This window comes from Pseudomonas sp. Pseu.R1, from assembly GCF_045764065.1.
GTDB lineage: Bacteria > Pseudomonadota > Gammaproteobacteria > Pseudomonadales > Pseudomonadaceae > Aquipseudomonas.
This window is the reverse complement of record NZ_JBJGEE020000001.1, coordinates 278,182-302,602: the sequence shown is the minus strand read 5'-3', so window position 1 is coordinate 302,602 and position 24,421 is coordinate 278,182. Positions and strand designations below refer to the sequence as shown.

Sequence of the window (24,421 nt, the reverse complement as noted above, 5' to 3'; positions counted from 1 at the left end):
TTCCCTTTGTGCGTGGTCGTCATGAGGCCGGTGCAGCGGGTGCTGATCCGGCCTGTTCGGTCACCGAATCAGTGTGCGGCGTGCCGGGGGGATGGCTGGCGGCCACTCGGCGAGTGTCTCGGTGTCGCGTCGTTCGACCCGATTGAGAAAGCGTCGTGTGCGCTCGTTCACCGGGTTGATCAGAATTTCCTGCGGCGTGCCGTCGGCGACGATCCGACCGCTCTCCATGAACAACACCCGGTCGGCGATATCCCGGGCGAACCCCATCTCGTGGGTGACCAGCAGCATTGTGGTCTGCTGCTCATGGGCAATGACGCGAATCACCGCGAGCACTTCAGCCACCAACTCTGGATCAAGGGCGGAGGTGACCTCATCGAACAGCAACACTTGCGGGCGCATGGCCAGCGCACGGGCGATGGCCACACGCTGCTGCTGACCGCCGGAGAGTTTGCCCGGCCAGGCGTCGGCCTTGTGGCTCAAACCGACTTTTTCCAGGTATTCCCGTGCGCGGTCCCGCGCCTGTTCCGGGCTGAGCCCGAGTACCCGCTGCGGGGCTTCGGCGATGTTTTCCAGCACCGTCAGGTGGGGGAACAGGTTGAACTGCTGAAACACCATCCCGACCCGGTGCACGGTCGCGGGCCGACGGCCGGGCCAGTGCCAACTGCGGTGTTTCTGCGAGACAAGGCTCCCGGCCACCTCAATGCTGCCTTGCTGATAGGCTTCCAGGCCTTTGATCAGGCGCAGCACGGTGGATTTGCCGGAGCCGCTGGGGCCGATCAGCGCGACTTTCTGTCCTCGGGGAATGCTCAGGCTCAGGTGGTCGATGATCAGCGTTTCGCCAAAACGCTTGACCACATCCTTGAAGACAATCTGCGCCGGTGCAGGAGAGTTCGGGCGCTCAGACATGACGGCGGTGCTCCAGATACCTGAAAAACAGGGAGGTCGGGACACTGATGGCCAGGAACATCAACGCCATCAGTGTGTAGGGTTCGTTGTAATGGTAAGTCATGCCCGCGATCTGCTTGGCGGCCTGAAACAGCTCGGGCAGGGTGATCACGGCCAGCAAGGGCGTTTCCTTGAACATGCCGATCAGGTAATTGCCCAGCACCGGGAACAGCGGTTTCAGTGCCTGGGGCAGAATCAGCCGACGCCAGGTGGTGGCGGTGTCGAAATCCAGTGCGCGAGCCGCCTCCCATTGCCCCTCGGGTACGGCCTCGATTGCGCCGCGAAAGGCTTCGGCAATGTAGGCGGCGTAGTACAGCCCCAGCCCGATGACACCGGTGGCGAATGCTGGCAGGGTCAGCCCGGCCAACGGCAAGGCGAAAAACAGCACATAAAGCTGGACCATCAACGGCGTGCTGCGAAAGAACCCCAGATAACCGGCGCACATCGCACCGAGCGTGCGCGACGACGAGCGCTGCGCCAACGCCAGCAACAGGCCCAACAACACGGCCAGCAGGAAGCCCAGCACCACCACCTGCACGGTCACCGACAGGCCGCGCAGCAGGTCCGGGACAATTGACCAGGCAAATCCGAAATCGAAATCCATGGCCTTACCCCCGTTCCCTTTGCCGCTGCTCGCGCCATGCCGTGAGATGGCGTTCATAGCGACGTACCAGACGGGTCAGTGGCCAGGCCATGAGGAAATACACCGCCAGCACCAGGCACCAGATCAACGTTTGCTGGCCGAGGGTGGTGATGAGCTGGGCACCGGAGAACGTCAGGTCGGTGAGGGTAATGAGTGACACCAGCGAAGTGGTCTTGAGCAATTCAACCAACTGGTTCCCCAATGGCGGCAGCATGACCGGCAAGGCCTGCGGCAGAATGATTCGACGCAGCGCGATGACGGGCCCGAAGTCCAGCGCGCGAATGGCATCACGCTGCCCCTGACTGACGTTGAGCAGCGCAGCGCGCACGATTTCCGAACCATAGGCAGAGAACGTCAGTCCCAGGCCGATGACCCCGGTGGTCATCGGAGAAAGGCTGATGTCGAACAGCGGCAGAATGAAGAACAGGTAAAACAGCAGCACCAAGGCCGAAATCCCGCGCAAAACCTCCACATACAGCGTGGCGATCCAGCGCACGACGCGCCACGGCGATAAACGCATCAGTGCGATCACAAACGACAGCACCAGCACCAATACCTCGGCCATGACGGTGATTTGCAGGGTCACCCAAGCGCCCTTGGCCAATTGGCTGGCGATGAACGTGGCGGTGTGCATCAAAGGGTGCTCCGGCAGCAGGTCAGGGGGCCTGACGACCCGGGCAGCAGGGGATCAATCAACATCGTCAGGGACTCGGTCGGGCAGCGGCGCGAGGCTGATCAGCCACTCGCCACGGTTGATGATGGGGTGATTGACCACCATCAACACCAGACCGGCATGGGGTGCGTGCAGTTCACCCAGGGGGTCGCCGAAGAGATCCTTGAGCACGCCCAGACGCTGGCCGGATTCCACCGTCTGACCGGCAACTACGTCCAGGTACAAACGGCCACTGGCAGGCGCCTCTACCTTGGCGAAGTTGTGCACCACCTGATTGCGCCGTTGCTTAACGGTCGTCGCAGGTTCGGCGGTCAACCCTAGATAGCGGGCAATGTTCAGCACGCCCTGAACGTGAAAGTCGATGCACACCGGGTCCAACACGCCATTGGCGCCGCCTTCGGCCATTACCGCGTGGCGTCCCAGCCACGGCAGTTCGTTGGTGGCGCGTCCGCGATTGTTGGTCTGGTCTGCGGCAAATTCGACGATGCTGTCGGCGTCGAACTGATGCGCCACAGCGCGAGTCCGGGCATCGAATTCCGGGTTGCCGGTGAGCTGGCACATCACGAACCGCGCCACTTCTTCGCGCAGGTCTCCGCCGTGCAAATCGATGAACACTGCGGCGTCTTTCGCCCACTCGTGCAGCACCTGATGGATCAACACCTGGCTGAAAGAACCATTCAGGTCGCCGGGCGACAGAAAGTTGATGTTCTTGCCGTCTACCGGGCAGACGAACTCCGCGTGCGCGTACAGGCCGGGGATGTTCAGTACCGGCAGGATCGACACGGAACCTCGCACCAGATGCCGGGCGAAGTGCTCTTTTACCTGTAGCGCCGCTTCCATGGCATCGACTTCGTTGGGGTGCATACCGGCGATCAGCGCGATATGCGGCCCTGGTTGTTCGGCAACAATGTCGAAATAAGGCAGGTGCAGGTCCTTGAGCAGCGGCTGGCTGAAGTCCAACGTGCCCCAGCTCAGCAGGCCGTCCTTACCCTGCAGCCGTTTGGTCAGTGCGCTCATTGCGAATCTCGTCTGTCGGTGGACATTACCTTGCGATCACAGGGCGCAGCGCTGGTCAGCGGTGATGTCGGCAGGTGGCAGTTCGTTCTCGGTGTAGCCGTATTTCTGCAGGATCTTCAGCAGCTCGCCCGACGCCCTGAGTTTGGCCAGTTGCGCGTTGAATGCCTGAATGAACTCCGGATCGTTCTTCGGCAAGCCATAGGCGTGGTAATTCCAGGTCGGTTTGCCCTGGGCGTCGGGGATCTGCTCGTAGGGCAACGCGCGTTCGATGGCCGGGTTGTTGGCCTTTTTCAACAGGCTGATGATTTCCGCGTCGGGAAAATACACCACGTCGACACGATCGGCCTCAAGGGCGGCCAGCGCTTCGGTGTCCTTGTCGAACAACACGACGTTGGCATTGGCGATACCGCTGTCCTTGGCTTCTTGCACCTGATTGCTGCCCGGCTGTGTGGCTAGGCGCGCCTTGCCGTTCTGCGCAACGTCCTTGAGGCTGTGCAGCTTTAACGGGTTGCCTGCCTTGACGATAAATGCGCCGCCGGAGCGAGTCACCGGGTTGGAATAACCGATCACCTTGCAACGTTGCGGATTGATGAACAGGCCCGCACCGATGAGATCGAAGCGCTTGGCGGCCAAGCCCGGTACCAACGAGCCGAAATCTGTGATCGGCGTCTCGATGTGGGTGATGCCCAATGGCGCCAGCACCGCTTTGAGAACTTCAATGTTGGCACCTGTGACCTGACCATCGGTGCCGATGTAAGCGTAGGGTTGTTCATTGGCAATACCGGCGGTCAGTCCGCTGCTGCGGCCTTTCTCCAGCAGGCCCGCAACGGAGGACGCCGACCACAGGCCGGTCAGCAGGCACAAGGAACCGATCAGGGCGGGCAGGGACACAGAGGAAGTGCGTTTCATCACGTACGCTCGAAATCGTCGAAGAGGGTGGGAGAGGCGTTAGCAGCGGCGAAGTGCAGAAACAACTTGTCACATAAGCCGTATCACAATGAATCTAAAGGTATAAAAGCAATAAGCTAAATACCTTAATGGCATATCAATATGCCGATCGTGTTTCGCCATCGCTCAGTTCGATCCCGCAATCCTGAATGTCTTCGCATAAACGCGGACGGATTTGCCGGGCATTGTTCCCCTGTCCACGCTCTGCATTCATTTCTTAGACCGATTATTCATGGTGGTTATTAGGTAATAACCCAATGCCATATCCATAGCGTGAACATGTAGGCTTTCGGTGCGGATCTATCTGTCAAAACAGTCCTTACATCGTTATTGCAGTCATTGCGTACGTCAGGCTGGTTTTCCGGGGCAAATCAGCACTGATTCCGTTTGCTAGGCTGTCAGCTTGCCCTGATCGGCGCGGGTCTTAGAATCGGCGCCACTGCTTCGCACACCCTTTGCCTCGCACGACTTTTCGCACTGACTTTTCGATAACGGAGTTTCGAACATGATGAACGCAATGCAGATGCCGATGAACAACACCATGCCGATGATGCCCATGATGGGCATGATGATGGCGACCATGAAGTGCGACATGATGGCCGACTGCATGATGATGACCCTCAAACCGGCTGCGGGCATGGACATGGCGATGTTCAAGAACAGCGCCGACATGATGGCCATGATGATGAAGTGCGGCATGCCGATGATGATGCACTGCGGCAACATGTCGATGATGTGCATGTCCGAAGACGGCATGAGCATGATGAACATGATGGCGGGCATGAACATGCCGATGATGATGCCGATGGGCATGCCGATGCCGATGATGAAGTGCATGATGGAATGCACCGTCGAGGCAGGCAGCATGACCTGCAAGATGATGCCGATGCCAGGCATGAGCATGGAAATGATGAACAACTGCTGCATGCTGATGATGAAAATGATGGTCGATTGCAGCATGCCGATGATGATGAGCTGCAACGGCATGCCGATGATGTGCTGCACCTGCTGATACGCCAGCCTGATTGAAAAAAGCCCGACGAATCGATTCGCCGGGCTTTTTTCAATTCAGGGCCGGGTAGGGTGGGGTTCAGTCCAGTCGCTCGGGATGGATAACCACCAGATAGGCGACAGCCTCGCTGTCGGCGGGGTTGCGATAGCGGTGAGGCTGGTCGGCGTAGAACAAAATGGAGTCACCGGTGGACAGCAGGTAGCGCTCCTCGTTGACACTGATTTCCAGCACGCCTTGTGCAACCACCAGATTCTCTTGAACCCCCGGCCCATGGGCGTCGGACACTTCTTCGCCCAGAGGCTTTACCCGAATCTCGTAAAACTCGGTCTGACGTGCCGTGTCGTAGGGAAACAGCGCTCGGCTAATGAAGTCGCCGCTGGCGCTGACCAGTTGCTTGCTCTGCCTGGCGGGCAGTAATGCGACCCCTTCAAAGGCACGGTTCTCCAGAAAGGCTGCCACTGACACCTTCAGCGCTTTGGCGATTTTGCACAGCACTTTGATCGACGGCACGCTGCGGCCCGACTCGATTTGGGCAAGCATCGCCCGGCTTACACCGGACGTACGGGCCAGCGCGTCCAGAGACAGGTAGCGTTTGGAGCGCAGACGTTGCAGGTTGATCGCGACCTGCTGGCCAATGGGGTCATGCTCGGAAAGGGGGCTGTCGATGGAGGTGGAAAGGTCGTTCTCGGCAGAGGCGGTGTCCAGGTAGTTCATGTCTCACGCCCAATGAATCTCGCGGGGATTGAGGACAGCTGGAGTTGAGTACATCGGCACGTTCATGCGGCTCAGGTACAGATTCCACATGGCCTGTGCCATCAGGCGCGCCTGTCGGCGCTTGCGGGCCAGGGTCAGGTCAATCACGTTTTCAGAAGCAGGCATGGTTGAGTCTCGCTAGGCGGGTTCGAATGAGTCCACAGTAACCCGCCTTGCGATAGAACTATAAATACTTGATTGGCATTTATTAATTCCTTTATGGCCTATAAAAGCATGCTGTCAAGTGTCAAAAAACACCAGCGCACGCAGTTCGATGCTGCGCCGAGGTGGCGCGTCATCAGGTGTGTTCGGGTCGTCGAAAGCGGTGTGGGCACCGGCACGGGCGGCGATGTCGGTGCGTGAGTCATAGATCTTCAGCAACAGGGCTTCTTCCGGCCGCAACTGCGGGAAGTAGTACCAACGATGGTGTGGGTTGGCGCGCAGGGCAAAGGTCTCGCCGACCTTGTCGCGGTACACCAGATCGCTTGGGATGAAGTCCGCTGCATCAATGCTGCTGGCATCGCACACCGCCAGCGGGGTGGTGAACACCGGGCCGCCGATGGGGCGCCAGAGGTTGATGATCGCAAAGCGCTTACGCAGCCGCTGCTCGGCTTCCTCGGCCGGCAGGTGATCGCGCACCCGGCGAATGGCCGAGCGTTCAGTCTGGTCGTTGTGCACGTAACGCACGGGTTCGCGCAGGCCGTTGGCTTCGCGACCCGGTTCGTCGATGCGGATGGTGTGGTCAAAAATCACCGTTTTGATTGCGCCGGTGGCCTGGCGGATCAAGGCGTCGGCTTCGGCGTAATAACGCTCGCGCACCTGCTGTTCGTCCTGCAGGTCGCTGACCGCGCTGGGTTGTTCGATCCGCTGAAAACCCTGATCGTCCAACAACGATGGCCGGGCCAGCAGGCGTGCATTGTGAATTTCCACGCGGGTCGGCTGCACCGTGCCGATGCGTTGCGGCAGGCCGTCTTCCCGTGGGTAGGCGTAGTTGACCGGGCGTGTACCGTCATCGAGCAGGTAATTGAGCTCTCCGGTCACGGCGTCGGGTGTGAGGTGTGGCTGATGAATACCCATGACAACTCCTTGCGGTGAGGCACGTCAGAAAGGTTCTTTGAAGGGGCGCAGATCCAGCTCCTGAGTCCAGGCGCTGCGAGGCTGGCGATGCAGATACCAATACGCGTCAGCGATGGCATCCAGGCCCAACAGGCCGTCTTCGCCAACCGTCTGGACGCGTTGCGGGGCATGCTGGCGTAGCCGTTCTCCGTTGATGCCGCCGTCGATCACCACATGGGCGACGTGCACGTTATGTGGGCCGAACTCACGGGCGAACGACTGGCTCAGCGAACGCAGCCCGGCCTTGGCGGCCGCAAAGGCGGTATACGGCGGCTTGCCGCGCAGTGAAGCGGTGGCACCGGTGAACAACAAGCTTCCGCCGTCGTTTTCCAGCAACAGGCGGGTGCTCTCCCGGGCAAACAGAAAACCACCGAGGGTCGAGGCGCGCCAGGTTTGCTCGAATAATTCCGCACTCAGGTCGAGGGCTGGGGCCGACACCGAATTGCCGACATTGAATACCGCGACATGCAACGGCCCAAGCGCCCGGACCTGCTGCACCGCAGCCAACAGATCGTGCTCGTTGCCTGCGTCGGCGACCACTGCGAAGGCCTCACCGCCCGCCTCACGAATGCTCGCCACCACGGCATCGAGTCGGTCCCGACTGCGGCCGGTGACCGCCACGCGATAACCGCCTTGAGCGAAGCGTCGGGCAATGGCTGCGCCCAGTCCCTGCACCGCACCGACACCATTGATCCAGGCCACTTGAAGAGCAGGTGAAGACATCGAGGTTTCCCCTTGGGATGCGCGATGCTTTCACTCTAACGTTATGAACCACGGTCCCAATAGAATTTCGAACGCTAACGATATAGCGCAGAAGGGCGCTGGTTTGAGCAAGTCCGTCTCAGTGAGCGACGGCGCTGACATCGATTTTTTTCGGCAGCAAGCGGTTCTCATAGAACAGATCCGCCGTCGCCTGTTGCGCCGCAACGATGGCAGGGCTGATGGGCTGGATCGGTGAGGCAGGGCGGCTGTCCATGTAGCGGGCGATGACTTCGGAAGGCAGCCCCATCGAGCGGGTCAGGACGTCCAGACTCGACTGGCGTTGGCTGCGGGTCAGTGCCTCGGCAGCAGACAGCTCTGCAAGCAGGGCAGGGATGAAGTCCGCGTATCGTGTGGCGTAAGCACGGCGTGCGGTGTAAATCGGACCGGACAAACCCAGCCCTTCGCCATTGGCCAGCAGGCGTGCATGGCCGCTCAGTTGTGCGAGCGCCGAGAACGGCTCCCAGATGGCCCAGGCATCGACGCTGCCCTGTTCGAACGCGGCGCGGGCATCAGCCGGGCTCAGGTACACCGGCTGAATATCGGTGTAGTTCAAGCCTGCGTGGTTCAGCGCTCGCAGGATCAGGTTATGGGAGCTGGAGCCTTTCTGAAACGCCACGCGCTTGCCTTTCAGGTCGGCCACTTTGTGCAGCGGGCTGTTTGCAGCGACCAAGATGGTTTCAGCCTCGGGCTTGGGTGGTTCAGCGCCGATGTACACCAGGTCCGCACCGGCGGCCTGAGCGAACAGCGGTGGAATATCGCCGGTGGAGCCGATGTCCAGCGCGCCGATGTTGAGGGCTTCAAGCATTTGCGGCCCGGCCGGGAATTCTATCCACTGCACGCGGGTGTCCGGAAAACGCTGTTCCAGCAGGTGGTTTTCCTTGGCCAGGACCAGCGCGATCGAGCCTTTCTGATAGCCGATACGCACCGTTTCCGGCGAGTCCGCCAGCGCTGTACCGGTCAGCCCCAAGGCCAGCAGGCCGGCCCACAACAGTTTGAGTGATTGCATGTCTTGCTCGCTTGATTGGCGGTGGCTTGATTGAGGCTAGGCATGGGCGAAGCGGTGTACGGGGCGTCGCAGGCCCAAGTGCTCGCGCAATGTGGTGCCGGAATACTCTCTGCGGAAAAGACCCCGGCGCTGTAACTCCGGGATCACGTGAGTGGCAACGTCTTCCAGACCACCTGGCAGGTGCGGCACCAGCACATTGAAGCCATCGGCCGCGTCTTGCTCGAACCAGGCTTGCCATTGATCGGCGATCTGCCGTGCGGTGCCGATCACGCTGAAATGCCCACGACCACCGGCAATACGGCGACCCAGTTCTGCCAAGGTCAGTTGCTCGTGCTGCGCCAGTTCGGTCAGCAATGCCTGACGACTCTGTTGACCGCTTTGGGTGAGCGGCAGGGGCGGTAGCGGCTCGTCTAGTGGGTAGCCGGACAGGTCGAAGTTTCCGAGCATGCGCCCGAGCAGCGCAACACCGACGTGCGGTTCGACCAGCGCCTGAAAGGCTTCGTACTTTTCCTGCGCCTGGGCTTCGCTGTCGCCGACCACGACGAACATGCCGGGCATGATTTTCAGGCTGTCCGGGTCTCGGCCAAAGGACGAGGCGCGTGCCTTGAGGTCGCGATAGAAGGCTTGCGCTGCACTCAGAGAAGGTTGTGCAGTGAACACCACTTCGGCGGTGCGCGCCGCCAGTTGCCGACCCGCTTCGGAGGAACCCGCCTGAAGCACCACGGGCTGGCCCTGTGGCGAGCGGGCCACGTTCAGCGGCCCCTTGACCTGAAAGTGCTCACCCCGGTGATCGAGCACATGCAATCGGGTCGGGTCGTAATACTCGCCGCTGGCTTTGTTGCGCACGAAGGCGTCGTCCTGCCAACTGTCCCAGAGGCCGGTCACGACCTGATGAAACTCGGCGGCCCGGCTGTAGCGTTGGGCGTGTTCCAGATGCTCGTCGCGACCGAAATTCTGCGCCTCGGCGGCCGCGTCGGAGGTCACCAGATTCCACCCGGCGCGCCCCGCCGACAGATGATCCAGCGAGGCGAACTTGCGCGCGATGTGATACGGCTCGTTGTAGGTGGTCGTCGCCGTGACCACCAGACCGATGCGCTCGGTGACCGCGCTCAAGGCCGAGACCAGCGTCAACGGCTCGAAATGGTCCGAGCGCGCCATGCGGCTGGCGATATCGCCGGTGGCGGCGGCCACGCTGTCGGCAATGAACAGCATGTCGAACTTAGCGGCTTCCGCCACGGCTGCCAGATGCCGGTAGTGAGCAAAACTCAGCCCGGCATCGGACGGCACATCCGGGTGGCGCCAGGCTGCCACGTGGTGCCCGGTGGCCATCAGAAATGCGCCGAGCTTGATCTGGCGCGATACGTCGCTCATGAAAGCTCCTTGTCCTGTGGGAGTCGGGTCATCAGAAGTCCTTGCGCAGTTGCACGCCGAAGTAGCGTTCGTCGTCCCGGGGCACCGCGCGGTAGATGTAGCCCGAGCCGCTGGCCAGCAACGGTGAATAGGATTTGTCGGTGAGGTTCTTGGCCAGGAGGGCCACGCGCCAGCCGTTGCTGTAGTCGGCCAGCGCGACGCTGGCGTTCCAGATACCGTAAGCGCCTTGCTTGGTGTCCGGGTTCTGGCTGATGTCGTACTGCACTTCGCTTTGCCAGCTGTAGTCGGTGCCCAGTTCGATGTCCAGGCCGTTGTCCAGCGGAATGCTGTAATCGGCGCGTATGTAGCTTTTCCAGTCCGGCGAATAAGGCAGTGGCTTGCCGTTGACGTTGCACGACGCCGCAGCGCCCACCGGGCAACTGAACTCGTCGATACGGGCCTTGGTGTAGGTCAGCGCCCCCGAGACCTTGAACTGGCGCGTCACCTGCAACGCATAGTCAGCCTCGACGCCTTCGGTGCTGACACTGCCCGCGTTGATCAGCCGCGTTACCACCTGACCGGCCACGGTGTCGTAGAAGTTGGCCTGGTAGTTGTCGTATTCGCTATGAAAGATCGCCAGATTGGTGGTCAGGCGGTTGTCCCAGGCGCTGGCTTTGAGGCCCAGTTCCCAGTTGTTCGAGGTTTCCGGCTTAAGCGCGCCAGTGTCACGCGGTTGCATGTTGAAGAACACGTTGTACGCAGGGCCCTTGTAGCCGCGCGAGTACGTCAGATACGCCATAACGCTGTCGCTGAGGTCGTATTGCACACCCAATCTTCCCGACCAGCCATCTTCTTCCACGGAACCGGAGCTGCTGGTCCCTGGCTGAATGCCGCTGACCGTGGTGGCAGACGTCGACACCCGGCGGTGATCGTATTCCAGGTCATCGTGGGTCCAGCGCAGACCGGCGATGCCACGAAACGCCGAGGTGAAATTGAGCGTGGTTTCACCGAACACCGCGTAGCTGTCGTTGGTGGTGCTGTAGTCGGCGATGCCGGTGTGGGTGGCCGTTGGCGTGACGAGCGTGCGGCGGTAGGTTTCTTCGTCCTTGCCGTGCATGTAAAACAGCCCGCCGACGTATTCGAGAAATTGGCCTTTGGGTGAGGCCAGACGCAGCTCCTGCGAGTATTGGTTGTAGTCCAGATCGCCTTTGTCTTCGGTGCCGGGGAACGCGGCGGTGATGTTCGCAAGACGATCGCCGTCCTGGTACTGCGTGTTGTTCCAGCCGCGCCAGGCGGTAATCGAGGTCAGCGTGTAATCGCCGAGGTTCCAGTCCAGTTGCGCGGACAAGCCCTTGTTGATGTCATCGACATGGCTGCGGTAATCGCTCACCAGATCGCGGTTGTCGCTGCTGGCGCGCACCGGCAGCAGGGCATTGGCGAAGGCCGGGGTCAGCGACTGGCTGATCACGCCGTTGGGCGTGTCGTCATGGGATTGCATGTAGTCGCCGATCAGCGTCAGCTTGACGTCATCGTTGGGTGTGAATTCCAGCTTGCCCCGTATCCCCTTGTGGTTGTAACCATTGACCTCCTGGCCGTTGGCCTTGTTGTGTACGTTGCCGTCGTAGGTGCCGAACAGGGTGGTCAACGAGCCTTTCAGCGTGTCGGGAATCAGGCTGCCGCCGATGCCGAAGCGGGTGCGGCTCTCGTTGCCGGTGTACCAGGACTGATCGATGTAGCCGTGGGTTTCCTCAGTCGGCTCCCGAGTGATGACGTTGAGTACGCCAGCCGAAGCATTCTTGCCGAACAGTGTCCCTTGGGGACCGCGCAGCACTTCGATACGTTCCAGATCCAGCAAGTCCAGCGTTGCCTGGCCGGGGCGACCGTAGACCACGCCATCTACCACGGTGGCGACCGTGGGTTCCACGCCGGGGGACGTTGAAATGGTGCCGACGCCGCGTACGAACAACGACGTATCCTTGTTCGACGCGCCGGTGCGAAAGTTCAGCGTAGGCACTTGCTGGGCGATGGCCGCGACGCCGTTGCGGTTGTCGCGTTCGAGCTGTTCGCCGTCCACGACCGTGACCGCCACCGGGACTTTTTGCAGCGACTCCTCGCGCCGAGTGGCGGTCACCGTAACGGCCTGCAAGGTGGCCGTTCCGGTCGCGGAAGAGGGTGATTCGACACGGGTCGCAGGCTCTGTCGCCAGCACCGGAAATGCGCCGAGTGCCAATGTCGCGCCAACGGCCTGGGCAAGGCGGGTCGGCACACAGGATGAGGCACGTCGTGGGGTGAAAACAGCGGTGATACGGTTCCCTGATGTCTGCTGCATAGCGATGCTCACTGGAAAGATGAATGCCGGGCGCTACGCCTTCTCTGGGCGCTGCGCGCATGTTGCGTCAGGTGTCCGGTGCGGGTGGCATTCGCTCAAGCGAGTAGCTGACAAGGCACTTGGTTAGCGCTAACATCGCCAGTATTGTCAACTGACACATAGACCGTCCAATACTCAAAAATTAGCCTGTTATGCGTTTTGGTTTTTAAAAAGGGGATAAGCGTGACAGATGCAAAAGAACCTGCGCGCAAGCGCCGAAGTGCCGGACGCGTGACTCAGGCCGTGGTGGCCCGGCATGTCGGCGTGTCGATGATGACCATTTCGCGCTACTTCAATCAGCCAGAACTCGTCTCGGAAGATCATCGCCAGCGAATCGAACAGGCCGTGGCCGAGCTGGGCTACGTGCCCAATCTGGTGGCAGGCGGTCTGGCGTCGGCGCGGGGCAAGATCGTTGGCATGGTGGTGCCTAACATCTCGGGGCCCATTTTCGCGGACACCATTCAGGGCTTCAGCGATACCTTGAGTCGACACGGTCATCAGCTGTTGCTGGCGTCCAGTTATTTCTCTACTGAGCAGGAAGAAAGCGCGGTGCGTGCCTTCCTCGGCTGGTCACCGGCGGCGCTGGTGGTCACCAGCCATTTTCACAGCGCCGGAACCGAGCGCATGCTGACCGATGCCGATATCCCGGTGATCGAGACCTGGGATTATCAGCCTGACCGCACGCCAGTTCAGATCGGTTTTTCACATCATCAAGTGGGCGTCAGCGGCACACAGTGTTTGCATGAGCGTGGTTATCGCCGGATCGCCTTTGTACTCAACAGCGCGGCGGGTGACTTGAGCGCCGTCGAGCGCTGTGACGGTTATCGCGACACGATGCGGGCGCTTGGGCTGACGCCGCAGGTCTATACCCCGGCCGCAACCCTGGCGCCCTTCGAGGCGGGCAAACAGGCCATGACCGACCTGATGGCGCAGCCCGAGCCGCCTGATGCGATTTTCTTCGCCAACGACAACCTGGCCGCAGGTGGGCAGCTCGCTGCGCAGCGGGCCGGGCTGAGCATTCCCGGAGATTGCGCCATTCTCGGCTTCGGCGATTACCCGTTCGCGCACATGTTGCTGCCCAGCCTGAGCACGATCAAACCACCGGCACTGGAGATCGGTGTGTTGGCGGCTGAACGGGTGCTGCAGAGCCTGGGGGTGCTCCACTTCGAAGGCGAGCTGCAGCGTCTGAACCTGCTGGCGTGCAGCGTGGTCGTTCGCGAGAGCATCTGACGTGGCTGGATCAGGCACGGTGCAGTGACGTGGCGCCGGATCAGGCCCGCATGGGATCCGCTGCAAACTGTCATTGCTCCTTGCAAACGTCTCTTCCATGCCGAGACCCATCTGCGTGTAGACTTCTGCGCCTCCACGAGGATGCTTTAAGCGCCCTCCTTGATTGGTCATTTGTAGGACGAGTGTATGGATCTGCGTCAACTGGAAGCGTTCGCGGCGGCAATGTCGGCAGGCAGTGTCACAGCAGCGGGCAAGATGCTTGGCCGGTCTCAACCCTCCGTTACCCGGGCAATCCAGGAGCTGGAACAGGAGCTGGGCTTTGCCCTGTTCGAACGCAGCGGGCCGAAGGTCACCCCGACGCAAAAGGCATTCATGATGTATGGCGAGGTCGAAAGCGCCTTGCTGGGGATTCGCAACATTCGTCAACGGGCCAAGCTCATCACACACGAGGAGAATCACCACATCAAGCTGGTGGCGATTTCGGCGTTGGCGGCCGGGTTGCTGCCTGCTGCCCTGGCGCAACTACCTGAGCCGCTGCGTCCGCAGCACGTCCAGTTGCAGAGCATGTCGCCGGAAAACGTCGTACAGGCCGTACTGTCGAAAACCACGGATCTGGGGGCCGTGAGTCTGCCGCTTGAGCACCGCGGGCTGGAGATTCATTGGATCGGCGAGGCCCCCTGCGTAGCGGTGTTGCCGGCTGGCTCACCGCTGGCGGGCCATCAAGTGCTGTCCATGGAGGCGCTGGCACGCGAAACGTTGGTGACCATGGCCAATCCCTACCGCTTCCGGCGTCGCATCGACAAGGCGTTTGTCGATGCCGGGTGCGGCACGCCGCGCATGCTCGACACCAACACCTCTCTGATCGCCATGCAGATGGCCGGGGCGGGGCTCGGCATTGCGCTGATCGACCCATTTACTGCCAAAGGCGTGCCGGTCGAGGGGGTAGTGGTTCGCCCCATCAGCAGCCACATCCCGTTCTTCTTCGGCCTGATCTCGGCCTTCGCCAGTCCACTGTCTGACGTGGCGCTAGCCTTGATCGAGGAGATTGCCCATGCGGCGAAGCGACTACTGCCGGAGATGGTGATGCACGAAGCCAGCGCCCACGATGCACTGCTGCAGAGCATCTACGCCGAATAGCGTACTGGCATTTTTGTATCAAATATTCTTTTAAAGAATATCAATATGCTTTTTTGCGCATTGCGAGAATAAAAAACGCCTTTTAGTATTCGATTTAAGCATTCAATGCCTTCATGAATTCATATTCTGTGGTTCTGGAACGCTTTTTGAAGTGATTTGAATCAAGGACCGGGCATTTGGCCCGATCGTCATGCCGAGTACCGAACATGTCCGAATCGTTTGCCCCCGCTGGCCTTGAAGTGCTGGAGGCGCGCCTGCGCCAGGATCTGGCCTGGCTCGACCTGCCTGCCAATCCGTGGGTCAAGCCGCGTCTCGATCAGGACGCGCCTGTGCTGGATGTGGCGATCATCGGAGGCGGCATGGCCGGTCTCGCCTTGGCGGCGGAGCTGCGTCATCTGGGCGTCGCGGCGGTGATTTTCGATCAGGCTCCCGCAGGTTTCGAAGGACCGTGGGCGACCACCGCCCGCATGGAAACCCTGCGCTCGCCCAAGCAACTGACAGGCCCTGCGCTGGGTTTGCCAGCGTTGACCTTTCGCGCCTGGTACGAAGCACAGTTCGGCGATAAGGGCTGGGCACAGCTGGACAAGATTCCGCGTCTGCAATGGGCTGACTACCTGCGCTGGTATCGCAAGGTACTGGCGCTGGAGGTGCGCAATGAGCATTACGTGGCCCGTGTTGCGCCAAGGGCGGACGGCATCGTCGAGCTTGATGTAGAAACCGCCGGACAGACTCAGCGTCTGCTCGCCCGTCACGTGGTCCTCGCCACCGGGCGCGACGGGCTGGGCGGCCCATGGGTGCCGGACTTTGCCCATCAGGTGCCGCGTCACTTGTGGGCGCACTCGGCCGATGGGCTGCAGAACGAGTGGTTCGAAGGCAAGCGTGTCGCCGTGATCGGCGGAGGGGCTTCGGCCATGGACAGCGCCGCCACCGCACTGGAAGCAGGCGCCACGCGAGTCGACCTGCTAATTCGCCGCGCCGAGTTGCCACGCATCAACAAGGGCAAGGGCGCGGGCAATCCGGGCATGACTCATGGTTACTGGCGCCTGCCCGACGCGTGGAAATGGCGTATCCGCAATTACCTCAATACCCAGCAAGTGCCGCCACCACGGGGCAGCACATTGCGTGTCTCGCGTTCGGGCAAGGCGCGGTTTCTGCTGAACAGCCCGGTGCTGTCGGTGCAGGAAAACCTCGCCGGTGGCCTGTTGCTGAACACACCTGACGCACAGATCGAGGCGGATTTTCTGGTGTTCGCCACAGGTTTTCGCACCGATTTTGCGCTGCGTCCGGAATTCGCGCCGTTCTCGGCGCAGATTCGGGTCTGGCGGGATCGCTTCGCGGCACCTGCTGGCGAAGCCGATGACGAACTGGCCGAGCTGCCGGATCTGGGCACCTGTTTCGAATTTCAGGAAAAGACCCCTGGCGTCTGCCCCGGACTGAACCACATCCACTGCTTCAGTTACCCGGCCGCCCTGAGTTATGGCGCGGTCTCCGGCGATATTCCGGCGATCAGCGAAGGCTCCAAGCGCTTGGCCCACGCACTGATCGGCCAGTTGTTCAACGAAGACATCGAGCAGCATTTCGAGGCCATGCGCAATTACGCCGATCCCGAACTGCTGGGTGACGAGTGGGTCGCCAGCCAGCCGACCGCTGAAGAGTTGCGTTCATGATGGGTTGGGCGATGAGAAGGCTGAGCCAGTCACTGCTGGTCATTCTGCTGATGACGCTGGTGGTGTTCATCGGCCTGAATGCCATTGGGAACCCAATGGACATTCTGGTCGGCGAGGACCTCAACCAGGCCGAACGTCTTCAGGCTATCGCTCATCTGGGGCTGGACAAGCCGTTGTGGCAGCAATACCTGCTGTTTCTGCAAGGCGCGATGCACGGCAATCTCGGCCAGAGTTTCGTCTATCACGAAGACGCCATGCGCCTGATCCTGCAACGCCTTCCCGCGACCTTCGAGCTGGCCTTCAGCGCGCTTTTTCTGGCCGTTGTGATCGGCGTGCCGCTGGGCACGTTCGCCGGGACTTACCCTGACCACCCGCTGTCACGCGTGATGATGGCCGCCAGCATTGTCGGGTTTTCCCTGCCTGCGTTCTGGGTGGCGTTGATGATGATCATGCTGTTCTCGATCAAGCTCGGCTGGTTGCCGGCCAGCGGTCGCGGCGACACCCGCGAGTGGTTCGGTGTGCAATGGTCGTGGCTGACCCTCGACGGGCTGCAACATCTGCTGCTGCCTGCGTTGAATCTGGCTCTGTTCAAGATCTCGCTGGTGCTGCGCTTGACCCGCGCCGGTGTGCGCGAAGTGCTGCCCCAGGAATTCGTCAAGTTCGCCCGGGCCAAGGGCCTGTCACCGCTTCGGGTGATGTGCATGCACGTCATGCGCAACACCATGATTCCGGTGGTGACAGTGTTGGCGATGGAGCTGGGGTCGACCATTGCCTACGCCGTGGTCACTGAAAGCATCTTTTCCTGGCCGGGGGCGGGCAAGTTGATTCTGGACAGCATCAACACCCTGGACCGCCCGGTGGTGGTCGCGTATCTGATGGTGGTCGTAGTGATTTTCGTCGTGCTGAATCTGGTCGTTGACGGCCTGTATTACCTGCTTGACCCTCGCGTGCGTGTCGAGGCTTTCCGATGAATGCAGTCTCCAGACCTGTGCCACGCGACGCGCGCTTGCAGGCCCAGTCCCCGTGGCGTCGCGTCGCGGTAGAGTTCGTCAGTTCACCCACCGCGGTGGTCGGCCTGATTGCGCTGCTGATCATTGTGCTGGTCGCGGTGCTCGCGCCATGGATTGTGGTGCAGAACCCGTATGACCTGATGCAGCTCAACGTGCTGGATGCGCGTCTGGCGCCTGGCAGTGCCAACATGGACAGCGGCTACACCTATTGGCTCGGCACCGACGGGCAGGGCCGCGATCTGGTATCGGCGATCATGTACGGCCTGCGCATCAGCCTGTGGGTGGGCATCGGTTCGGCGCTGATCGCGGCGGTCATCGGCACGCTTCTCGGGCTGGTCTCGGCCTATGTCGGCGGCTGGGTCGACGCCTTGCTGATGCGTCTGGTGGACCTGCTGCTGTCTTTCCCGGTGATCCTCATGGCGCTGATGATTCTGGCGTGGCTGGGCAAGGGCGTCGGCAACGTCATGCTCACCCTGGTGCTGCTGGAGTGGGCCTATTACGCCCGCACGGCACGGGGGCAGGCGTTGACCGAAAGCCGCCGGGAGTACGTCGAGGCCGCACGCGGACAGGGTATCGGGCCGTGGCGCATCGTCGTCGGCCACATTCTGCCCAACTGCCTGCCGCCGTTGATCGTCATCGGCGCGTTGCAGATCGCCCGGGCCATCACCCTTGAAGCGACATTGTCGTTCCTCGGCCTTGGCGTGCCGGTCACCGAACCCTCTCTGGGGCTGCTGATCGCCAACGGCTTTCAATACATGCTCAGCAACGAATACTGGATCAGCCTGTTTCCCGGGTTGGCGCTGCTGATCACCATCGTCGCGATCAACCTGGTCGGCGACCGTCTGCGTGACGTTCTGAACCCGAGGTTGCAGCGATGAGCCTGCCTGAATCGTCCGCCGTGGCGGCCCCGACCCTCGAAGTGCTCAATTTGTGTACCTCCTTCCACACCCGCGCAGGCGTGCTGCCAGCGGTGCGTGATGTGTCGTTGCGCGTGCAGCCCGGTCGTGTGTTGGGGCTGGTGGGGGAGTCCGGGTCGGGCAAGTCGGTGACCGGGTTCTCGATTCTGGGGCTGGTCGATGCGCCAGGCCGAATCAGTGGTGGTCAGGTGCTGTTCAAGGGGCGCGACCTCACCGGGCTTTCGCCCGCGCAGTTGCGTGACCTGCAAGGTAATCGGATCGCGATGATTTTTCAGGACCCGATGATGACCCTCAACCCGGTGCTGCGGGTCGATACACAAATGATCGAAGCCGTGCGCGCCCATCGTTCGCTGAGCAAGCGCGACGCCCGCGAGCACGCTGCACGTACCCTGGCGCTGATGGGCATTCCCAGCCCGGAAGAACGCCTGCGTGCCTACCCGCATCAATTGTCGGGCGGCATGCGTCAGCGCGTGGCGATCGCCATTGCCTTGCTGCATTCGCCCGACCTGATCATCGCCGACGAGCCGACCACCGCGCTCGACGTGACCATTCAGGCGCAGATTCTCAGCGAAGTGCAGAAACTGGTGCGTGAGCACGGCACCTCGCTGATCTGGATCACCCACGACCTGTCCGTGGTCGCTGGTCTGGCCGATGATGTGGCGGTGATGTACGCCGGGCGCATCGTCGAGCAGGGGGCGGTGGATGATGTGCTCGACCGCCCGCAACACCCTTACACCCAGGGCCTGATCGACAGCCTGCCAAGCCGCAACCATCGTGGCCAGCGCTTGCGACAGATCCCCGGCATGGCGTCGGACTTGTTGTCGATGCCTGCCGGTTGCGCGTTCGCTGCCCGTTGCTCGCGTGCCTCGCACCGGTGCGCAGAGGAGCCGCCGCTGCGCGATGTCGCCCCCGGCCAGACCGTTCGTTGTTTTCATCCGGGAGCCGCCGATGCGCAGTGAACAGATCCCGCTGATCGAGTTGAATCAGGTCAGCAAGACCTTTGGCAAACCGCCCCCCGACCACTCGGTTCAGCGCCTGCTGCAACGCCTGCAACTGAGCCGCATCAAGCCGGTGACCCACGCAGTCGATCGTGTCGATCTGCGCATTCATCGTGGTGAAGTGGTGGGACTGGTGGGCGAGTCCGGCTGCGGCAAGTCGACCCTGGGGCGCATGGTCGCCGGGCTGTTGCCGGTGTCCTCGGGCACGGCGTCGGTGAACGGCAAATCCCTCGACTCGCTGTCGGTCGAGGAACGCCATGCAGTGCGTCTCAAAGTCCAAATGATCTTCCAGGACCCGTCGTCCAGCCTCAACCCGCGTCTGCGGGTCGACCGGATTGTCGGCGAAGGCGCGCTGTTGCATGGCCTGACCGACAAGGCCGGTTTCGACGATTACGTCAGCGCGCAGTTGCAACGGGCCGGACTCAGCCCGCAGTTTCGTCAGCGTTATCCGCACCAGTTCAGTGGCGGCCAGCGTCAGCGCATCGGCATCGCCCGTGCGTTGGCCGTGCAGCCTGAGCTTTTGGTCTGCGATGAATCGGTGGCGGCGCTGGACGTGTCGATTCAGGCGCAGATTCTCAACCTGTTCATGGATCTGCGCGACGAGCTGAACCTGACGTACCTGTTCATCAGTCACGACCTGGGGGTGGTCGAGCATCTGTGCGACCGCGTGGTGGTGATGTACCTGGGTCGTGTGGTCGAGAGCGCGTCGGTAGACGACCTGTTCGTCCGGGCAAACCATCCCTACACCCAGGCGCTATTGGCTCAGATTCCGCGTTTCGATGTTCGCAATACCCGATATGACGCGATCAAAGGGGAAATCCCCAGCCCGCTGAACCCGCCCGCCGGGTGTCATTTCCACCCTCGCTGCCCGCACGCTACAGCACGCTGCCGCGAAGACGTTCCAGTGCTCAGGGAGGTTTCGCCGAACCACCTGAGTGCGTGTCACCTCAACGACCCGTCATGAGCGAGCACTTGAATGCTCGCCGTGTCCATTGCCATTGCGTACAAGGATTTCTTCATGCAACCACGTGTTCGTACACTGATCGCCTCGGCGCTGATCCTGGCGGCTGGCAGCGTTTCGGCGCAGTCGCTGCGCATCGGTTACGCCGATCCGGTGTCGTCTCTCGACCCGCAACTCAATAACTATGCCGGTGACCGTTCGGTGGCGCTGCACGCCTTCGAATCGCTGGTCAACCGTCACGACGACAAGACCCTGCCGGGCCTGGCGAAAAGCTGGAAAGTGCTGGATGACACCACTTGGCAGTTCGACCTGCGCGATGATGTGAAATGGCAGGACGGCACGCCGCTGACCGCCGATGACTTCGTGTTCTCCTTCGAACGGGCGCGCAACGTGCCGGGCAGCGTGGCGTCTTACGCCGGTGCCACGCGCACGGTGGAGTCGGTGAAGGCCAAAGATGATCACACCCTGATCATCAAAACCAAAACGCCGAACGCCAACCTGCTGCCTGACGTGGATTCGATCTACATCGTCAGCCGTCATGCCGGTGCCAGTGCCAGTAGTGCCGACTACAACTCGGGCAAGGCACTGATCGGCACCGGGCCGTATCGTTTCGTGTCCTACGTGCCGGGTGACCGCACGATCTTCGAACGCAACGACAGCTACTGGGGCGCCAGACCGACCTGGGACAAAGTGGATTTCCGCTTCATCGCCAACGCCGCCAACCGCACGGCGGCACTGCTGGCGGGCGATGTGGACGTGATCGACAAGGTCTCGCCCACCGATGTCGAACGCTTGCGCAAGACGGCAGGTGTCAACGTGTTCGCCTATCAGGGTTTGCGCGCGCTGATCATCCAGCCAAGTTTCCGCGAAGGCCCGAACGAATACATTCGCGACAATGCGGGCAAGCCACTGGTCGAAAACCCGCTGCGTGACGTGCGTGTGCGCAAGGCGCTGTCGCTGGCGATCAACCGTCAGGCCATCGACGAGCGCATCATGCAAGGCACCGTGACCGAGGCCAATCAGTGGATGCCCGCCAACACCTTCGGCTACAACCCGGACGTGAAGAACATTCCATACGACCCGAAACAGGCCAAGGAGCTGTTGGCGCAAGCGGGTTTTCCCGAGGGCTTTCAGCTGACCGCTCACGTGCCGGGCGACCGCTACCCGCAGGCACCCGAGGCAATGCAGGCGGTGGCGCAGTTCTGGTCGCGGATCGGCGTCAAGGTCCAGCTGGAAGTGCTGCCGTGGGCCGTGTACGCCGGTAAAGCCAATAAGAACGAACTGGCAATCAGCGTGATCGCCTGGGGCAACGGCACCGGCGAAGCGGCGTACGCACTGACCAACATCCTGACCACGGTCGACAGCAGTAAAGGGCAGGGTGCTTCCAATTGGGGTCACTACAGTAACCCGCTGGTGGACAAGGCTCTGATCGACTCCACCGCTGAATTCGACGACGCCAAGCGCCGCAAGATCCTTCAGGACTCGGTGAAAGTCGTCAGCGATGACGTCGGCATCATCCCGTTGTTCCACTACCAGAACATCTGGGCGGCGCGCAAAGGGCTGAAGGTCGAGCCGCTGGTCAGTGACCGAACGGCCGCCCTTATGGTCACCGAACAACCGTGAACCCGCGGTCATCCCGCATGGGCCACAGCCGATGCGGGATGGCTTCCATAGACTTCAGGAATTGCCATGTCCTCGACTTCTCCGATCGCTGTCACTGCCGATGTGCTCGACAGCCTGCTTGATATCCAGCCTGGCTCTGCGCTACACGGCGTGCGCCATGCCCGTGACAAAGTCGCCCTGGCGACTCAGGGCAGCCATAACCTGTTCTTCGCCCAGGATTTGGGGATTGACCTGTCACTGACCGAACGCCTGTGGGTGGCATACTTCGCTGCCCGTCTGACGCCGCAAGCCACGCTTTGCGCGTATTACCTGAAGGCTCTGCAAGCGCAGGGTATCGACTCCGATGGGCTGGCGTTGATCGATGCCGGAAAGCTGGATGAACTCAACGATGGCCGTCTGGCGGCGATCCTGCGCTTCACCAGGACGCTGATCGAGTCTCCGGTCCATGGTGATCGGGCTGCGTTGCAGGCCTTGCAGCAACAGGGGCTTAGTACCGGGGAAATTGTGGTGCTGGCGCAACTGATCGCCTTTCTTTCCTATCAGGTTCGACTGGCCGCCGGCCTTTCAGCCTTGTCGGCCACAGGAGCCGCGTGATGAGCGAAACCATTCGCAGCAACGGATTCACCAACGAGGTGCTGGGCTGGAAAGCCTGGTTGCCGACGCTTGACCTTGAAACCGCAACCCCTGAGCAGATCGCGGTGCTCGAAGAGAGTCATCCGCAAGCCAAGACCTCTGACTACTACCTGACCCTGGGACATCACCCGGACATCCTGCGTCAGCGTTCCCAGGCCTTCAACGCCATCATGTATGCACCCGGCGGGCTTCCGCGCAGCGAGCGCGAACTGGCGAGCACGGTGGTGTCGCGGATCAATAAGTGCGTGTACTGCGCCTCGGTCCACGCCCAGCGCTTCGAACAGTTGGCCAAACGCAACGATGTCATCCGGGAGATTTTTGCCGATCCGGCGACAGCCGGGACCAGCGAACGGGAAAAGGCCATCGTGCAATTCTCCATCGAGCTGACGCTGGCCCCCGCAGAAATCGGTACCCGTCACATACAGGCGCTCCGCGAGCACGGGCTGAATGACGGACAGATCCTCGATCTGATTCACGCGATTTCCATTTTTGCCTGGGCCAATCGGCTGATGCTCAACCTGGGCGAGCCGGTATTTGCGTTCGAACGGGAGTGAATGGAAGTGCGAGCGCTGATTGACCGGTGCCTGCCGTCGGCGCTAGCGCGTTATCCAATCAAAGGTGACACCTGACTTACCTACAGGACGTTTTTCAGAATGGATACCCTCGTTCCTCTGAGCTTCGAACCCATCGACCTCGACGCCCACGCCAAGGTTTGCGTTCGTTTCGCCCTTGATCTGCACATTCTCGGTTTTGGCTCGACCGAGGGCTTCCATGAGGCGGATGGCAAGGGGGCTGAGCGTCATATCGCTCATCTGCGCACACGGGCAGCATCGTGGCCGGGCTGTCTGGTACATGTCTGGCAGGGCGGCAGGATCATCGGCCAGATCAACATGAGTCGAGTCGAGAACGATCCTTCGGTCGGCTATATCAACCTTTTGTATTTGCTGCCCGAGGCGCGCGGCCAGGGCTTGGGGGCGCTGTTGGAGGCCTACGCGTGGGCGTTTCTGACCGGGCAGGGGTGTCGTTCATTACGTTTGTCCGCCAGTGTTGCCAACCTGTCGGCGTGGCGGTTTTATCAACGCAACGGCTGGCAGGATTTGGGGCCGCGGGAGGATGCGCCTGGCGTTCACTTGTTCGAGAAACAACCCGATGTGGCGAGCGCAGGTGAGCCGGTCGTCATCAACCCGGATCACTATCTGGAAACCCCGACTGGCCGCGTGTTCACCCTTGAGCGCAACCAGCAAGCGTGGGCGCAGTGTTGGCAGAAACTGCGCCGCGAACTGGCAAACACCCAAGGGCCTGTGTACCTGGTGATGGGGGTGCAAGGTGCAGGCAAATCCCGCTGGATTGCGAATAACGTCGGTCGTCTGGGCCCTCGCGCCATCGTGTTCGATGCCGCGTTGCCTGCACGGGTTCACCGCGAAACGCTGCTGACGATAACCCGCGAATTCGCAGTGCCGGTGATCGCCATCTTCATCAAGGCGCCACTGGAGCTGGCCTTACGGCGCAACGCTCGCCGCAGCGCCGATCAGCGGGTGCCCGAAGAGGCCCTGAACAACGTGCACCGCCTGCTGGAGCCGCCGGTGCTGGAGGAAGGGTTTGTCTGGGGCGAAACGCTCGAGCAACGGGAAACGACGCCCGTGTGATTCTCT

General features: G+C 61.4%; 24 protein-coding genes. 11 read left to right on the top strand and 13 right to left on the bottom strand.

The genetic code is table 11. The annotated features are described in order from the left end of the window. Positions 1-60: 60 nt before the first annotated feature. From ACI5GA_RS01415 to ACI5GA_RS01355, 13 genes are all read right to left on the bottom strand, one after another. Positions 61-906, bottom strand: a complete 846-nt coding sequence (locus ACI5GA_RS01415; protein ID WP_421421296.1) for an amino acid ABC transporter ATP-binding protein — start codon at positions 904-906, stop codon at positions 61-63. After that, positions 899-1,549: an ectoine/hydroxyectoine ABC transporter permease subunit EhuD gene (ehuD, locus tag ACI5GA_RS01410; protein ID WP_421421294.1), complete on the bottom strand. Its 651-nt coding sequence runs from the start codon at positions 1,547-1,549 to the stop codon at positions 899-901. Before ehuD ends, ACI5GA_RS01415 begins: the two co-directional genes overlap by 8 nt. 4 nt (positions 1,550-1,553) lie before the next feature. Then, on the bottom strand, positions 1,554-2,222 hold the full coding sequence (gene ehuC / locus ACI5GA_RS01405; protein ID WP_421421292.1) for an ectoine/hydroxyectoine ABC transporter permease subunit EhuC: 669 nt from the start codon (positions 2,220-2,222) through the stop codon (positions 1,554-1,556). Positions 2,223-2,276: 54 nt separating this feature from the next. Further along, positions 2,277-3,278, bottom strand: coding sequence for a succinylglutamate desuccinylase/aspartoacylase family protein (locus tag ACI5GA_RS01400; RefSeq protein WP_421421290.1), 1,002 nt, complete (start codon positions 3,276-3,278; stop codon positions 2,277-2,279). 36 nt (positions 3,279-3,314) lie between these two features. Continuing rightward, entirely contained in the window at positions 3,315-4,187 is an 873-nt protein-coding gene (gene ehuB / locus ACI5GA_RS01395) for an ectoine/hydroxyectoine ABC transporter substrate-binding protein EhuB (protein WP_404631818.1), read from the bottom strand. A 429-nt stretch (positions 4,188-4,616) separates the two neighbouring features. After that, on the bottom strand, positions 4,617-5,231 hold the full coding sequence (locus ACI5GA_RS01390; protein ID WP_404631816.1) for a hypothetical protein: 615 nt from the start codon (positions 5,229-5,231) through the stop codon (positions 4,617-4,619). A gap of 85 nt (positions 5,232-5,316) precedes the next feature. After that, complete coding sequence (locus ACI5GA_RS01385) at positions 5,317-5,952, bottom strand: helix-turn-helix domain-containing protein (RefSeq protein WP_404631814.1); 636 nt, start codon at positions 5,950-5,952, stop codon at positions 5,317-5,319. Positions 5,953-5,955: 3 nt separating this feature from the next. Next, positions 5,956-6,117: a hypothetical protein gene (locus tag ACI5GA_RS01380; protein ID WP_421421288.1), complete on the bottom strand. Its 162-nt coding sequence runs from the start codon at positions 6,115-6,117 to the stop codon at positions 5,956-5,958. A 114-nt stretch (positions 6,118-6,231) separates the two neighbouring features. Next, positions 6,232-7,068 carry a CmcJ/NvfI family oxidoreductase gene (locus ACI5GA_RS01375; RefSeq protein WP_421421286.1) on the bottom strand — a complete coding sequence of 279 codons (837 nt, stop codon included), beginning with the start codon at positions 7,066-7,068 and terminating at the stop codon, positions 6,232-6,234. A 24-nt stretch (positions 7,069-7,092) separates the two neighbouring features. Continuing rightward, positions 7,093-7,830, bottom strand: a complete 738-nt coding sequence (locus ACI5GA_RS01370) for an SDR family NAD(P)-dependent oxidoreductase (RefSeq protein ID WP_404631808.1) — start codon at positions 7,828-7,830, stop codon at positions 7,093-7,095. Between the two features lie 118 nt (positions 7,831-7,948). Continuing rightward, complete coding sequence (locus tag ACI5GA_RS01365; protein ID WP_404631806.1) at positions 7,949-8,875, bottom strand: aliphatic sulfonate ABC transporter substrate-binding protein; 927 nt, start codon at positions 8,873-8,875, stop codon at positions 7,949-7,951. 36 nt (positions 8,876-8,911) lie between these two features. Then, positions 8,912-10,246 carry an LLM class flavin-dependent oxidoreductase gene (locus tag ACI5GA_RS01360; RefSeq protein ID WP_421421283.1) on the bottom strand — a complete coding sequence of 445 codons (1,335 nt, stop codon included), beginning with the start codon at positions 10,244-10,246 and terminating at the stop codon, positions 8,912-8,914. Between the two features lie 31 nt (positions 10,247-10,277). Then, positions 10,278-12,431, bottom strand: coding sequence for a TonB-dependent receptor (locus ACI5GA_RS01355; RefSeq protein ID WP_421425420.1), 2,154 nt, complete (start codon positions 12,429-12,431; stop codon positions 10,278-10,280). Between the two features lie 345 nt (positions 12,432-12,776). Between ACI5GA_RS01355 and ACI5GA_RS01350 the strand changes: the two genes are divergently transcribed. The 11 genes from ACI5GA_RS01350 to ACI5GA_RS01300 all read left to right on the top strand — a co-directional run bounded on the left by ACI5GA_RS01350 (position 12,777) and on the right by ACI5GA_RS01300 (position 24,415). After that, entirely contained in the window at positions 12,777-13,823 is a 1,047-nt protein-coding gene (locus ACI5GA_RS01350; protein ID WP_404631802.1) for a substrate-binding domain-containing protein, read from the top strand. 186 nt (positions 13,824-14,009) lie between these two features. Continuing rightward, a complete protein-coding gene (locus tag ACI5GA_RS01345) occupies positions 14,010-14,960 on the top strand; it encodes a LysR family transcriptional regulator (protein WP_421421281.1) in 951 nt (316 codons plus the stop codon). Positions 14,961-15,166: 206 nt separating this feature from the next. Beyond that, positions 15,167-16,627, top strand: a complete 1,461-nt coding sequence (locus ACI5GA_RS01340) for an FAD-dependent oxidoreductase (RefSeq protein WP_421421279.1) — start codon at positions 15,167-15,169, stop codon at positions 16,625-16,627. After that, the gene (locus tag ACI5GA_RS01335; RefSeq protein WP_421421277.1) at positions 16,624-17,598 is read left to right on the top strand and encodes an ABC transporter permease; all 975 of its coding nucleotides are present in this window, start codon (positions 16,624-16,626) and stop codon (positions 17,596-17,598) included. Before ACI5GA_RS01340 ends, ACI5GA_RS01335 begins: the two co-directional genes overlap by 4 nt. Beyond that, entirely contained in the window at positions 17,595-18,515 is a 921-nt protein-coding gene (locus tag ACI5GA_RS01330; RefSeq protein WP_404631794.1) for an ABC transporter permease, read from the top strand. Before ACI5GA_RS01335 ends, ACI5GA_RS01330 begins: the two co-directional genes overlap by 4 nt. Next, on the top strand, positions 18,512-19,513 hold the full coding sequence (locus tag ACI5GA_RS01325; RefSeq protein ID WP_421421275.1) for an ABC transporter ATP-binding protein: 1,002 nt from the start codon (positions 18,512-18,514) through the stop codon (positions 19,511-19,513). Before ACI5GA_RS01330 ends, ACI5GA_RS01325 begins: the two co-directional genes overlap by 4 nt. Beyond that, the gene (locus tag ACI5GA_RS01320) at positions 19,503-20,516 is read left to right on the top strand and encodes an ABC transporter ATP-binding protein (protein WP_421421273.1); all 1,014 of its coding nucleotides are present in this window, start codon (positions 19,503-19,505) and stop codon (positions 20,514-20,516) included. Before ACI5GA_RS01325 ends, ACI5GA_RS01320 begins: the two co-directional genes overlap by 11 nt. Positions 20,517-20,570: 54 nt before the next feature. After that, the gene (locus tag ACI5GA_RS01315; protein WP_404631788.1) at positions 20,571-22,136 is read left to right on the top strand and encodes an ABC transporter substrate-binding protein; all 1,566 of its coding nucleotides are present in this window, start codon (positions 20,571-20,573) and stop codon (positions 22,134-22,136) included. A gap of 66 nt (positions 22,137-22,202) precedes the next feature. Further along, entirely contained in the window at positions 22,203-22,730 is a 528-nt protein-coding gene (locus tag ACI5GA_RS01310) for a CMD domain-containing protein (protein ID WP_421421271.1), read from the top strand. Further along, positions 22,730-23,323 (top strand): peroxidase-related enzyme, encoded by a 594-nt coding sequence (locus tag ACI5GA_RS01305; RefSeq protein WP_404631784.1) that lies wholly within the window; start codon positions 22,730-22,732, stop codon positions 23,321-23,323. The genes ACI5GA_RS01310 and ACI5GA_RS01305 overlap by 1 nt, the downstream gene beginning before the upstream one ends. A 99-nt stretch (positions 23,324-23,422) precedes the next feature. Next, positions 23,423-24,415: a GNAT family N-acetyltransferase gene (locus tag ACI5GA_RS01300; RefSeq protein ID WP_421421269.1), complete on the top strand. Its 993-nt coding sequence runs from the start codon at positions 23,423-23,425 to the stop codon at positions 24,413-24,415. Positions 24,416-24,421: the final 6 nt, after the last annotated feature.

Excerpts from the sequence above, each read along its gene's own strand:
- ACI5GA_RS01415 (WP_421421296.1), bottom strand. The coding sequence starts at position 906 with ATGTCTGAGCGCCCGAACTCTCCTGCACCGGCGCAGATTGTCTTCAAG.
- ehuD (WP_421421294.1), bottom strand. The coding sequence starts at position 1,549 with ATGGATTTCGATTTCGGATTTGCCTGGTCAATTGTCCCGGACCTGCTG.
- ehuC (WP_421421292.1), bottom strand. The coding sequence starts at position 2,222 with ATGCACACCGCCACGTTCATCGCCAGCCAATTGGCCAAGGGCGCTTGG.
- ACI5GA_RS01400 (WP_421421290.1), bottom strand. The coding sequence starts at position 3,278 with ATGAGCGCACTGACCAAACGGCTGCAGGGTAAGGACGGCCTGCTGAGC.
- ehuB (WP_404631818.1), bottom strand. The coding sequence starts at position 4,187 with ATGAAACGCACTTCCTCTGTGTCCCTGCCCGCCCTGATCGGTTCCTTG.
- ACI5GA_RS01385 (WP_404631814.1), bottom strand. The coding sequence starts at position 5,952 with ATGAACTACCTGGACACCGCCTCTGCCGAGAACGACCTTTCCACCTCC.
- ACI5GA_RS01380 (WP_421421288.1), bottom strand. The coding sequence starts at position 6,117 with ATGCCTGCTTCTGAAAACGTGATTGACCTGACCCTGGCCCGCAAGCGC.
- ACI5GA_RS01375 (WP_421421286.1), bottom strand. The coding sequence starts at position 7,068 with ATGGGTATTCATCAGCCACACCTCACACCCGACGCCGTGACCGGAGAG.
- ACI5GA_RS01370 (WP_404631808.1), bottom strand. The coding sequence starts at position 7,830 with ATGTCTTCACCTGCTCTTCAAGTGGCCTGGATCAATGGTGTCGGTGCG.
- ACI5GA_RS01365 (WP_404631806.1), bottom strand. The coding sequence starts at position 8,875 with ATGCAATCACTCAAACTGTTGTGGGCCGGCCTGCTGGCCTTGGGGCTG.
- ACI5GA_RS01360 (WP_421421283.1), bottom strand. The coding sequence starts at position 10,246 with ATGAGCGACGTATCGCGCCAGATCAAGCTCGGCGCATTTCTGATGGCC.
- ACI5GA_RS01345 (WP_421421281.1), top strand. The coding sequence starts at position 14,010 with ATGGATCTGCGTCAACTGGAAGCGTTCGCGGCGGCAATGTCGGCAGGC.
- ACI5GA_RS01340 (WP_421421279.1), top strand. The coding sequence starts at position 15,167 with ATGTCCGAATCGTTTGCCCCCGCTGGCCTTGAAGTGCTGGAGGCGCGC.
- ACI5GA_RS01335 (WP_421421277.1), top strand. The coding sequence starts at position 16,624 with ATGATGGGTTGGGCGATGAGAAGGCTGAGCCAGTCACTGCTGGTCATT.
- ACI5GA_RS01330 (WP_404631794.1), top strand. The coding sequence starts at position 17,595 with ATGAATGCAGTCTCCAGACCTGTGCCACGCGACGCGCGCTTGCAGGCC.
- ACI5GA_RS01325 (WP_421421275.1), top strand. The coding sequence starts at position 18,512 with ATGAGCCTGCCTGAATCGTCCGCCGTGGCGGCCCCGACCCTCGAAGTG.
- ACI5GA_RS01320 (WP_421421273.1), top strand. The coding sequence starts at position 19,503 with ATGCGCAGTGAACAGATCCCGCTGATCGAGTTGAATCAGGTCAGCAAG.
- ACI5GA_RS01315 (WP_404631788.1), top strand. The coding sequence starts at position 20,571 with ATGCAACCACGTGTTCGTACACTGATCGCCTCGGCGCTGATCCTGGCG.
- ACI5GA_RS01310 (WP_421421271.1), top strand. The coding sequence starts at position 22,203 with ATGTCCTCGACTTCTCCGATCGCTGTCACTGCCGATGTGCTCGACAGC.
- ACI5GA_RS01305 (WP_404631784.1), top strand. The coding sequence starts at position 22,730 with ATGAGCGAAACCATTCGCAGCAACGGATTCACCAACGAGGTGCTGGGC.
- ACI5GA_RS01300 (WP_421421269.1), top strand. The coding sequence starts at position 23,423 with ATGGATACCCTCGTTCCTCTGAGCTTCGAACCCATCGACCTCGACGCC.